A 10193-nucleotide genomic window follows, 5' to 3' on the forward strand; every position below is an offset into this window, starting at 1 on the left:
CCTGTTTTTATTGTTTTATAACTTAAATCAATCTTATAAATACCTGATACAGTCTATTAATTTAGCACTATGAATTCTTAATTGCCTTTGAACAACTATGATTGTTAATTAATAGACGTGCAGAAGTCGTAGGTTGTTAGGAGTCCGAAAGTATATTCATAATAAATATTACCAAACTATATCTTTTGAAATTATTTCTCCATTTTCAAGATTAACCTTAAATCGCCTTCCATAAAAATCAATTGCTCTACAATTACCTTCTACTATATCAACTCCCACATACGTACTTCTAGCAGTTCCGCCAATAGCGACTGGTGCTGGTTTTATTCTCCAAAGCAATTGTAAATCTTGCGTATAACAAAATACATTATCATATCCGCCCTCTTCATCAGTTTCAAATACAATAACTACTTTTCCTTCATATTCTGCAGCCTCAATAATTTTATTATCAAATTGCAATTCTTTTCCAGCCAACAATATTTTATTATTTTGAATTTCTATCATTGTTCATTAATCCTTTCATCCTTGAATTAACTTTATCGTAAACGCGCACATATGCTACATTTTCTGTTAATTGAATTTCTGTTACACTTGTTTCTGATTTGTAAGGTGGCTACTATCCCATTGTATCTCTAAATATCTTATTTACATTTTCTGCTGAAGATGTATTAAGAATCTTATAAGTAGCTTTACTATCACCCTCACCAACCTTCTTTACCTCATCAAAGCTTTTTCTTTTCTTAAACATTTCCAGCACATCATTACCATAACTGTTTATAAAACTTACTGCTTCTTTAGGTTCTGTCTGTTCCAGATTGTCAATTATTCTCATCTTTACAATAAACGCATTCTAAAATAAATATTTTCATTTCGAATGCGCTTGTCGTAATTACTTAATTTACCTTAAATTGCTCTTATTATTACAATTTAAAATTTTTCTTTACTATTTTAATCTCCGCTTCATTTTTATTTATCCATTTTTGATATACATACTTTTCAATACACTTCATTCCTAATCTTTTCCACCCCCTGCAATCACCTCCCATAGCTACTATAGACAACATATCTTCCGTCTCCTCATCAACTTGAAATTCAAAACCTTTATAAATTGCTTTTGTCCTTATTCTATAATATTCAGTTATTTCGGAGCTATTTACGAATTTCATGCATACTATTTTATCTTCAATATATTTAATATTAAACGGTTTACACGGTTCAAAACCATTTTTTACATCCTCTATGTCTGTTGAACGTAACACTATTTTTCCTTTTTCAATCTCCCCTGCCGAATATTCTTTTCCTAAATAAATTGCGTACTTTCCATCTTTCATAAAGCGCCCTCTTTTCCATTTGTTTTCTATTGATATATCACTATTTTATAAATGTTCTTTCTTCAATAATCTGAACTGAATTTGAGTTTAGCCAACCTTCGTATTCATACTTCTCTACTCTTTTAAGTCCTAGTTTATCGGCTACCTTACAGTCATTTGTTCCAACCTGATGAAATTGTTCATCCCCTTATATCCTACTTGCACGCCGTTGTAACATAGGTGTTTCGGATTGTTAAGGAGATTGTTACGATTTTATTACATAATACAAATTATCAATCTCCTATTGAAACTAATCCCAATTCTCTTGTAATTGCTTTTTTGATAATCTCTAATAAATCTTGTAACATTTGTCTTCCTTCATCTGGTTTCTCATAATCCTGAAGCAACGCTGAGTCTAATATAAATTTGCATATTTCAATTATTTGAGGCAAATCATTTTTAGAAATTTCAGCATCATCATAAGGATTAATTTTATACAATTTACTCATATCAAAAGATACTCTTCCACTCATCTTGTAGATAAAATCAATCAACTCATCACTAAATTCTACATTGACATCTTGTTCATCAATTTCATCTATTGAATTACCTATATAAAAATTCATTTCAACAACCTCCTGCCTACTTTTTAGGGAAATGCAGTAATTACATTTCCAGCCTCATCAATAACTGCTTTTAAAGTATGTAATGGTTTTCCTTTGCTACTTGTTCCTATTAGATTAGTAAAGTTTTTTTCCAAAAGGTAAACTTTTCTTCCAGCAGTATGCCGGCTACCTTTTGATAATTCAGCTTTACAACAAGTGCATTCTAAAACAAATGTTTTCATTTCGAATGCGCTTGTCGTAATTACTTAATTTACCTTAAATTGCTCTTATTATTACAATTTAAAATTTTCCTTTACTATTTTAATCTCCGCTTCATTTTTGTTTATCCATTTTTGATATACAAACCTTTCAACAAACTTCATTCCCAATCTTACCCACTCTCTATAATCGCCTCCCATAGCCACTATAGACAACTTGTCTTCTGTTTCATCCATAACTCTAAATTCAAAGCCTTTTTCTGTTTTTTTATCCCAACATTTCAACAAACTCTGAGAATGTATCTGCTACCTTGTATGTTACAGGAGCAAAATCTTCTGATTCCTCATGGCTCCATACACAAATTGAAGGTTTCTCTTTACTTTTTCTATAATCTAAACATACATAATCTCCTGCGAATAACTCTGCTATTGGCAGAACCTCTACTCCAATTAAATCTTCATTATCCGTCAAACGCTCTCCTATTTGGGATTCTACAACGCTTATATCATACCAACCATTTTGAGTTTCTTGAACATTCTTCAAAATACACAAAAATCTTGTAACTGCATAATTATGTTTATTACACTCAAATGATTTTTCATTTGGTATACCACCATTATAATTCACAACAAAATTTCTGTAATCCGCTGGCAAAACCAATCTCCATTTTCTCTCTTTTTCTGCTAATAATTCATCAGTTGGTATCGGTTGAATAATCGTATTATCTTGTATCGTCATTTTATATCCTCCTATTATCGAGGGGCATCTGCCCACATTCCAGCAGTTCGTCCTCCATTGTGCGTTGTTATATTATGTATTCCTGTTGGTACTAATTGCATTTTACCTGGTATTTCTGTATGATGCCATGTATATCCGTCTACAGTTCCACCAATTTGTTCATCCAGCCATTTAAACTGCTCTGCATCGCTCATCTTCCACATGTTTTCTGGCAAATATTGTGTTTCCTTTACTACTCCTGCAGATTCAAAATCGGCAAAGCCATATCTCATGCCTTCTACTTTGGTAACCTTTATGTCAGGAATTAATCCAGCATCTATAGCCTGTTGTTTAATAATACTTCTTTGCTTTTTGGTGAGATTCTCTCCTCCTGGTATTGTATCATCCCATGACCACGCTTGGTTAGAGTTAATTTTATCTGCATATACTTTTGCATAATCATCTAAAACATCATCAAATGATTTATTTCCTCCAATAAATTCGTCTATATTTTTTATTGATGTATCTAAGCCACCCTCAACAACCTTCTTTACCTCATCAAAGCTTTTTCCTTCCTTAAACATTTCCAGTGCATCATCACCATAACTGTTTATAAGACTTACTGCTTTTTTAGCTTCTGTTGGCTCCAGATTGTCGATTATTCTCATCTTTACAACAAACGCATTCTAAAACGAATATTTCCCTTTCGAATGCGCTTGTCGTAATTACTTAATTTACCTTAAATTGCTCTTATAATTACAATTTAAATTTTTCCTTTACTATTTTAATCTCTGCTTCATTTTTGTTTATCCATTTCTGATATACATACCTTTCAATACACTTCATTCCTAATCTTTTCCACTCCCTGCAATCACCTATCATTGTAACTATAGACAACTTGTCTTCTGTTTCTTCAACAATTTCAAATTCAAAACCTTTATAAATTGCCATTGTCCTTATTCTATAATATTCAGTTATTTCGGAGCTATTTACAAATTTCATACATACTATTTTATCTTCAATATATTTAATATTAAACGGTTTACACGGTTCAAAACCATTTTTCACATCCTCTATGTCTGTTGAACGTAACACTATTTTTCCTTCTTGAGTTTCCCCTGCTGTATATTCATTTCCTAAATAAATTGCGTATTTTCCATCTTTCATCATACTGTCTCCTGTTTTTATTGTTTTATAACTTAAATCAATCTTATAAATACCTGATACAGTCTATTATTTTAACATCATGAATCCTTAATTGCTTTTGAACAACCATGATTGTTAATTAATAGACATTCATTAAGTCTGGGTTGCTTTAAGTTCGAAAATTTAAACATAATTAAAGTTTAAATCTTCTATATGTCGCAATCATCATATTGACTAAGCACATAAGCTTTATAATATGAATCTAAAAACTTATCTGGCAAACGAAGTCTACAATAATCATCAATAATTTGCAAACTTTTTTTAATTGACTCAACATCGCTATTTAACGAACAACTTTTTCCTAAAAATTCTGTTATAACACCTTCTTTTCCTACTTCCAAACCCGCTCCAAATCTTCCATACTGATCATCTAAATTACATTTTAACAAAAAAGAATCATATAATACACATGCAACTTCCTTTGTTGCAGAATTAATATACCTCATCTTTGCTTTATATCCAAAAAAATCTTCCACTAAATCATATAATTCATCTACATTCATTGTTATTCTCCTTTAATATTATGGTTTCATTGTCATAGTTTCAGCATCCCACTTGTAATTATTTTTTAATAGGTATTGATACTCTTTTCCTAATGCACCAGTATCATTAATCGGATTATGTGAAAACTGAAATGTTTTTCCTTCATTTATTCCATCATCTAGGAATGCCTCATTAAACAATTTAAACATTTCATCATCCGTATATCAATATTTAGTTTTAATAGTATCCCACTCATTCCCCAAACTAAAATATGTATAATCATCTCCTGCTTTTGTTATATAACTGGTTGGATCACCTCCATCATATTTTCCAAGCATTACTTTTTCTTTGCCTGCATTATGTATACTACTCTGATATATATTGTCATATTCTGTATAAGAAATAACCTTTCTACCACTCTCAACAACATTCTTTACCTTATTAAAGCTTTTTCCTTCCTTAAACATTTCCAGTGCATCATCACCATAACTGTTTATAAGGCTTACTGCTTTTTTAGCTTCTGTCGGTTCCAGATTGTCGATTATTCTTGCAAGGTCATCTCCATACTTTTCTGCAAGCTTTAGTCCGTCTTCTCCAAATTCCTGCAGTATGGCTGCCGTTCTTTGATGGTATCTAAATCTACTTCCCTAACAAACTGATATAAACGCACTCTTTCGCAACATTTTTTCTTGTTGCTAGGAGTGCGTTTATATCAGCATATTGGAACTAAATATTCTATTTTGATTTTGTAATGTTCGTCCGTATACCCAACTCGGCAAAATTTCGCTAGCGTCTATTAATTAACATCATGGATTCTTAATTGCTTCGCAACAGCCATGATGGTTAATTAATAGACATGCAGGAGTTATAGGTTGTTGGGAGTCCGAAAGTATAACCCTAATAAATTATAATTAATTTTCTTTAAAGATACTACTTAACAATATTAAATCCCTCTATCTTCCCACTATCTACATTAATTTTATAATTACGTCCATAGAAATCCGATGCAAAAATAGTATCATCTTTTATGCCTATCTGCTCATAAGGAAGAAGATTTTTTAACTCTGGATAGCGAGTAGATAAATCCTCTGATTGCCAAATTAATTTTGCTTGAGCATCCAAACAATAAATGTTATTAATCTCAGTTCTATTAAATGGAATCCCAAGTAATACTATAAACTTTTCTTTATACTGGACTACAGCTCGAATATCAAATTCGAAATCATAACTATTCCCGTTGATTTCAATATGCTTCTTTTCGTATTGATACATTTAATTACCCTCCAAAAGCCTCTCATTCTTAAAATCACCAATTCTTTGCCCAATTAAATCATATTGTGTTCCACCACCATTCCCCCATCCATCTAAAGGATTGACCTCGCCTACTCTTATGTGAGTTCCAGCCTCCAATTCCACATCGCATATATATTTAGGGGTATTAGGTAAAGCAAACTTATTTTGTATCTCTAAGGGTGTTAGTCCTTTAATATCATCTGCTTTCATTACCCAACTTCCATACATACCCGATCCATCTGGCATATTATCATATACTCTAACAAAAGTAGTATTTTCAGTAAGTTCAATTTCCTTCACTAAAGTTCCAGGTTTATATGGTGGATTATAATCAGGCTTGACATTATCAATAAACCATTGATTAGTTTCTTCTGCTGTAAATGTCTTAACTTCGTTAAATTTTATTTTTTCTGTACCACTCTGGTCTCACTTAAACCACCCTCAACAATCTTCTTTACTTCATCCGCACTTTTTCCTTCCTTAAATAATTCAAGTGCATCATCACCATAACTGTTTATAAGGCTTACTGCTTTTTTTCTTCTGATGGTTCAAGGTTGTCGATTATCCTTGCAATATCGTCTCCATACTTTCCTGCAAGGTTCAGACCATCCTGTCCGAATTCCTGCAGTATTTGTATTTATACAATAATTTCATATATGTAACAAATTCATTTCAAATGTACTTTTACATTCAGAATACGTTTTGTATTTTTTCCCTGAATCAAAAGTCAAAAATATGTAGTGTTTTTACATATTACATAAAAAATTATTACAAATCATAATTGTCTTTTTCAAGTTCTATTTCTGCCTCGCTTTTTTTTATCCATTTTTGATATACTCCCTTATCAATAATTTTCATTCCCATACTCTTCCACATCCTATAATCGCCTATCATACTAACAATGGATATCTCTTCATCCTTTTCATCAATCACCTGAAATTTAAACCCTTTATAAATTGCTATTGTTCTTATTCTATAATATTCTTTCACTTCAGCCTTTTCTACTATCTTGCGACATACTATTGGTTCTTCTACATCATTAATTATGAATGGCTCACATGGCTCAAACCCTTCTTTCACTTCATCTATATCTGTAGACCTTAATACTATTTTTTCTTGATTATTTTTCCATGCTGAATATTCTTTTCCCTTATAAATTGCAAATTGTCCATCCTTCATAATATTCTCCTCATCTATATTTATCTTTTTATTTCTACAAATTTCTTTGTATCCTTATCATATATAGCTCTTAGTTTTTCTGTTCCGTCTTTTCTAAGTTCTATTAGTTGTGCACCATCTTTGATGTCTATATATTTACTACACTGAAATTCTGGTATTATGTTACCATTAGTAGCCTTTGTAAACCCATTACCTGTAAACGGTGTCTCTCCTGACGCATTTCCTCCCATCTCAGTTCTGTACGGAATTGTAATTTTCTTAAAATCTTCTGTTGTAAAACGTATCATACCCATCACATCATCTTCTGTTGGATTAAACACACTTTCAGGATAATCAAGACGTAATCCTTTATATAAATCATCATATGTTTTTAGATTTTCCACATCAATTGCCCTTGTCACACATCCTCCTACCTGTGTATAGGTTCCGTTCAGATATTTTTCTATATCTTCTACTGTAATTACCTTTTGCATCAATGTATTTTCATTTGGCATTGGAACTGAATTTCTGATGAATTTTAATATTTCCTTTTCGCTATCTGTCAGTTCTGCCACATCTCTTAATCTCAAATTGTTAAACTCATCAAGGGTAATCCTTTTCTGCTTCAGTATTTCCAGTAATTCATTGACAAAAGCTTTATTTAAACCACCCTCAACAATCTTCTTTACTTCATCCGCACCTTTTCCTTCCTTAAACATTTCCAGTGCTTCATCACCATAACTGTTTATAAGGCTTACTGCTTTTTTAGTTTCTGTTGGCTCCAGATTGTCGATTATTCTTGCAAGGTCATCTCCATACTTTTCTGCAAGCTTTAGTCCGTCTTCTCCAAATTCCTGCAGTATGGCTGCCGTTCTTTCACCATAATCTTTTCTTAACAGCTCCCATGCCTGATTTTCCTCCTACTTCGCCAACACCGCGGCTTCTACTTATCATGTATGTTTGCTCACCTATGTCAGGATTTAATCTAATATTTACCCTTCAGATGTTTGAGATTTTATTATCAATTGGATTATTGCCTTCTTTTAATTTATCTTGTTTATGTAATTATGCAATATAGATAAATTATCATCTTTAAGTACTCAAAAGCACTATATACATCTATCTTCATAACATATAATAACTTTTTATAGCCAACCATATTCTTTTAAATATTTATCCGGTATTCTCAGTCTAACAAGCCTATCTATCTCTTTCCAATAACTTGCATAATTACACTCATCATCCCATTCAACGTTACTTTGTAGTGGAACCGTATCATCTCCAAATATAATACTGCATCCAAAATGACCTCTATCGTAGTTATACACAATAATGTAGTAATTATAAAGTGTAAATTTAATGCTAAACATTTTATACGGTTCATCTGTAACTGAAGAAAAAGTTATGTTGTTTATCCTATCTTCAAATATTAGTTTTGCATTGCTAATTATCTTTTTTGCCATTTCATTTGCATTACTTTTCTGCATACCAAAATTCTCCTTCTTCTCTTAAATATAAATATTCCCATTTTTCCTGCAAATGTTTCCATTCCTTATCCGTAAATAATCCTGCATACTCTTTCATTTCTGGATTATGTGTAAATCTAATAGTTTTTCCTTTACTTGCAGCCTTATCTAATGCTGGGACATTAAAATAGTCAAACATATTTTGATATGATAAATTATATTTATCAAGTGTGACATCATACAAACCATCCTTCATATCAAAATACATATCTCCGTTCTTCTGTGCTATTACATTATATGAATCATCACCCGCAATTTTCCAATTTTCACTACCATCTGAATTAATCGTGGGTCTATACTTGCCTAAAGTCATTATATGTGAGTTTTTGTTGTAAATACTTTTTTCAAAAATATCTTTATATTCATCTAGTGGAATCTTTCCATCAACTTTTCCATCAATTATTTTTAATCCATTAATAGTGTTACATCCACCCTCAACAATCTTCTTTACTTCATCCGCACCTTTTCCTTCATTAAATAAATCGAATGCTTCATCTCCGTAACTGTTTATGAGATTTACTGCCTTTTTGGCTTCTGCATTGATTCTTAGTAGCTATGCTGGTTAATTTAATAGTCGTTCATAAATTGCTGGTTGTTGTTAGTCCTAAAATATAACTTTATTTTAAAATAATACATTATATTCTTCTTTGCCTACCATACGGAATCTTTGTATTTCCGTCATTGCACTAGTATTGACATACCCATTTGGATATACAATACCCTTTTTTAGATAAATTTCTCTTTCATTGATTTTAAACGACAATTTATCTAAAATTATGCCTTTTGATATAACAAACGGTGAAAGTCCATTCTTTTCTTTAAATAACTGACTCATTACATAATGACACACCATATATATATCAAAATCTGACATGTCAAGCATTTTTAATAGACTCAATTCAAATTTTTCCTTTACATTATCATTATACGCATATATTTTATAAATTCCTTTTGATAAAACTTTACCCACATCAGTTAATCCTGCCTCTGGGGTATACTGAGAAGTCTCAATCAAATATTCCCCATCTCCTCGTAAAAACTTTATCATATCATTATTAATAATTGCGTTTAAAAGCATATTCTCTATATCCATCTTTGCACCTCTTCACTTAATTTCTGAAACTGTTACATTATTTGGATCATTTGGAATTAAATCTAAAATTGCTTCTGGAACTCCACCATCCGTTTTGCCACCTGGGATCCAATGACTATTTGCACCAGCTTCATTTCCTGACGGAATTCTTAAATTTAAGCCATCCAAGTTTTGGATATCAATTCTGACTAAACCTCCACCATCAGAAAAATGTCCAATATCAAAACCTAGTGCCTTTTCATAAAAACTTATATTACCTGCAGCTTTACTTGCAATATCATCACAATATTTTTTTGGCAAAACAAATTGCGTCCTATCTGTCGGAATTCCAATAGTTAAATTTCCTTTAACATAATTTATATATTGTTCCTTAGTCATAATAATTGATGCACCATCATCAAATTGAGCTAAATGCGCCTCAATATACTCTTGACTCAAATAGCTAGCAGGGTCTGGCCTACTACCTTTAGGTGTATTTACAATCTTCTCTATTTGTGATTGCGTTAGTCCAGAATCTAAAGCACTCTCACTTAATCCACCCTCAACAATCTTCTTTACTTCATCCGCACCTTTTCCTTCCTTA

Annotated in this window: 20 protein-coding genes; all 20 read right to left on the bottom strand. The window is 31.6% G+C overall.

Features of this window, described 5'->3' with window-relative positions:
- Positions 1-168: 168 nt before the first annotated feature.
- Positions 169-504 (bottom strand): hypothetical protein, encoded by a 336-nt coding sequence (locus DWX29_RS12135; RefSeq protein ID WP_118565940.1) that lies wholly within the window; start codon positions 502-504, stop codon positions 169-171.
- Between the two features lie 112 nt (positions 505-616).
- Positions 617-832: a hypothetical protein gene (locus tag DWX29_RS12140; RefSeq protein WP_118565941.1), complete on the bottom strand. Its 216-nt coding sequence runs from the start codon at positions 830-832 to the stop codon at positions 617-619.
- A gap of 88 nt (positions 833-920) precedes the next feature.
- The gene (locus DWX29_RS12145) at positions 921-1331 is read right to left on the bottom strand and encodes a hypothetical protein (RefSeq protein ID WP_118565942.1); all 411 of its coding nucleotides are present in this window, start codon (positions 1329-1331) and stop codon (positions 921-923) included.
- A gap of 272 nt (positions 1332-1603) precedes the next feature.
- A complete protein-coding gene (locus tag DWX29_RS12150) occupies positions 1604-1936 on the bottom strand; it encodes a hypothetical protein (protein WP_022089254.1) in 333 nt (110 codons plus the stop codon).
- 23 nt (positions 1937-1959) lie between these two features.
- Positions 1960-2157, bottom strand: a complete 198-nt coding sequence (locus DWX29_RS12155; RefSeq protein WP_118565943.1) for a hypothetical protein — start codon at positions 2155-2157, stop codon at positions 1960-1962.
- 51 nt (positions 2158-2208) lie between these two features.
- Positions 2209-2421 carry a hypothetical protein gene (locus tag DWX29_RS12725; protein WP_158574551.1) on the bottom strand — a complete coding sequence of 71 codons (213 nt, stop codon included), beginning with the start codon at positions 2419-2421 and terminating at the stop codon, positions 2209-2211.
- Positions 2402-2872, bottom strand: coding sequence for an SMI1/KNR4 family protein (locus DWX29_RS12165; RefSeq protein WP_118565945.1), 471 nt, complete (start codon positions 2870-2872; stop codon positions 2402-2404). Before DWX29_RS12165 ends, DWX29_RS12725 begins: the two co-directional genes overlap by 20 nt.
- Positions 2873-2886: 14 nt before the next feature.
- Positions 2887-3519 carry an HNH endonuclease gene (locus tag DWX29_RS12170; RefSeq protein WP_199663694.1) on the bottom strand — a complete coding sequence of 211 codons (633 nt, stop codon included), beginning with the start codon at positions 3517-3519 and terminating at the stop codon, positions 2887-2889.
- Between the two features lie 88 nt (positions 3520-3607).
- Positions 3608-4021, bottom strand: coding sequence for a hypothetical protein (locus tag DWX29_RS12175; RefSeq protein WP_147365057.1), 414 nt, complete (start codon positions 4019-4021; stop codon positions 3608-3610).
- 185 nt (positions 4022-4206) lie between these two features.
- Positions 4207-4560: a hypothetical protein gene (locus DWX29_RS12180; protein ID WP_118565947.1), complete on the bottom strand. Its 354-nt coding sequence runs from the start codon at positions 4558-4560 to the stop codon at positions 4207-4209.
- 18 nt (positions 4561-4578) lie between these two features.
- Complete coding sequence (locus DWX29_RS12730) at positions 4579-4749, bottom strand: hypothetical protein (RefSeq protein ID WP_158574552.1); 171 nt, start codon at positions 4747-4749, stop codon at positions 4579-4581.
- A 15-nt stretch (positions 4750-4764) separates the two neighbouring features.
- A complete protein-coding gene (locus tag DWX29_RS12185; protein WP_118565948.1) occupies positions 4765-5007 on the bottom strand; it encodes a hypothetical protein in 243 nt (80 codons plus the stop codon).
- A gap of 463 nt (positions 5008-5470) precedes the next feature.
- The gene (locus tag DWX29_RS12190; protein ID WP_117910787.1) at positions 5471-5812 is read right to left on the bottom strand and encodes a hypothetical protein; all 342 of its coding nucleotides are present in this window, start codon (positions 5810-5812) and stop codon (positions 5471-5473) included.
- Positions 5813-6133 carry a hypothetical protein gene (locus DWX29_RS12195; protein WP_022089249.1) on the bottom strand — a complete coding sequence of 107 codons (321 nt, stop codon included), beginning with the start codon at positions 6131-6133 and terminating at the stop codon, positions 5813-5815.
- Between the two features lie 468 nt (positions 6134-6601).
- The gene (locus DWX29_RS12200; protein ID WP_118565949.1) at positions 6602-7012 is read right to left on the bottom strand and encodes a hypothetical protein; all 411 of its coding nucleotides are present in this window, start codon (positions 7010-7012) and stop codon (positions 6602-6604) included.
- 20 nt (positions 7013-7032) lie between these two features.
- A complete protein-coding gene (locus tag DWX29_RS12205) occupies positions 7033-7710 on the bottom strand; it encodes a hypothetical protein (RefSeq protein WP_118565950.1) in 678 nt (225 codons plus the stop codon).
- A 426-nt stretch (positions 7711-8136) separates the two neighbouring features.
- The gene (locus DWX29_RS12210; protein ID WP_118565951.1) at positions 8137-8478 is read right to left on the bottom strand and encodes a hypothetical protein; all 342 of its coding nucleotides are present in this window, start codon (positions 8476-8478) and stop codon (positions 8137-8139) included.
- A complete protein-coding gene (locus DWX29_RS12860; RefSeq protein WP_199663695.1) occupies positions 8465-8830 on the bottom strand; it encodes a hypothetical protein in 366 nt (121 codons plus the stop codon). The genes DWX29_RS12210 and DWX29_RS12860 overlap by 14 nt, the downstream gene beginning before the upstream one ends.
- Before the next feature lie 309 nt (positions 8831-9139).
- A complete protein-coding gene (locus DWX29_RS12220) occupies positions 9140-9610 on the bottom strand; it encodes a hypothetical protein (RefSeq protein WP_118565952.1) in 471 nt (156 codons plus the stop codon).
- Between the two features lie 12 nt (positions 9611-9622).
- Positions 9623-10193: hypothetical protein (locus DWX29_RS12735; protein WP_199663696.1), on the bottom strand; the 571-nt coding region annotated here is incomplete at its 5' end.

The sequence above is a fragment of the Eubacterium sp. AF19-12LB genome (genome assembly GCF_003479125.1).
Lineage (GTDB): Bacteria > Bacillota > Clostridia > Lachnospirales > Lachnospiraceae > Eubacterium_U > Eubacterium_U album.

What these genes read in the sequence shown, in the direction of transcription:
- DWX29_RS12135 (WP_118565940.1), bottom strand. Translation starts at nt 504, where the DNA reads ATGATAGAAATTCAAAATAATAAAATATTGTTGGCTGGAAAAGAATTG.
- DWX29_RS12140 (WP_118565941.1), bottom strand. Translation starts at nt 832, where the DNA reads ATGAGAATAATTGACAATCTGGAACAGACAGAACCTAAAGAAGCAGTA.
- DWX29_RS12145 (WP_118565942.1), bottom strand. Translation starts at nt 1,331, where the DNA reads ATGAAAGATGGAAAGTACGCAATTTATTTAGGAAAAGAATATTCGGCA.
- DWX29_RS12150 (WP_022089254.1), bottom strand. Translation starts at nt 1,936, where the DNA reads ATGAATTTTTATATAGGTAATTCAATAGATGAAATTGATGAACAAGAT.
- DWX29_RS12155 (WP_118565943.1), bottom strand. Translation starts at nt 2,157, where the DNA reads ATGAAAACATTTGTTTTAGAATGCACTTGTTGTAAAGCTGAATTATCA.
- DWX29_RS12165 (WP_118565945.1), bottom strand. Translation starts at nt 2,872, where the DNA reads ATGACGATACAAGATAATACGATTATTCAACCGATACCAACTGATGAA.
- DWX29_RS12170 (WP_199663694.1), bottom strand. Translation starts at nt 3,519, where the DNA reads ATGAGAATAATCGACAATCTGGAGCCAACAGAAGCTAAAAAAGCAGTA.
- DWX29_RS12175 (WP_147365057.1), bottom strand. Translation starts at nt 4,021, where the DNA reads ATGATGAAAGATGGAAAATACGCAATTTATTTAGGAAATGAATATACA.
- DWX29_RS12180 (WP_118565947.1), bottom strand. Translation starts at nt 4,560, where the DNA reads ATGAATGTAGATGAATTATATGATTTAGTGGAAGATTTTTTTGGATAT.
- DWX29_RS12730 (WP_158574552.1), bottom strand. Translation starts at nt 4,749, where the DNA reads ATGTTTAAATTGTTTAATGAGGCATTCCTAGATGATGGAATAAATGAA.
- DWX29_RS12185 (WP_118565948.1), bottom strand. Translation starts at nt 5,007, where the DNA reads ATGTTTAAGGAAGGAAAAAGCTTTAATAAGGTAAAGAATGTTGTTGAG.
- DWX29_RS12190 (WP_117910787.1), bottom strand. Translation starts at nt 5,812, where the DNA reads ATGTATCAATACGAAAAGAAGCATATTGAAATCAACGGGAATAGTTAT.
- DWX29_RS12200 (WP_118565949.1), bottom strand. Translation starts at nt 7,012, where the DNA reads ATGAAGGATGGACAATTTGCAATTTATAAGGGAAAAGAATATTCAGCA.
- DWX29_RS12205 (WP_118565950.1), bottom strand. Translation starts at nt 7,710, where the DNA reads ATGTTTAAGGAAGGAAAAGGTGCGGATGAAGTAAAGAAGATTGTTGAG.
- DWX29_RS12210 (WP_118565951.1), bottom strand. Translation starts at nt 8,478, where the DNA reads ATGCAGAAAAGTAATGCAAATGAAATGGCAAAAAAGATAATTAGCAAT.
- DWX29_RS12860 (WP_199663695.1), bottom strand. Translation starts at nt 8,830, where the DNA reads ATGACTTTAGGCAAGTATAGACCCACGATTAATTCAGATGGTAGTGAA.
- DWX29_RS12220 (WP_118565952.1), bottom strand. Translation starts at nt 9,610, where the DNA reads ATGGATATAGAGAATATGCTTTTAAACGCAATTATTAATAATGATATG.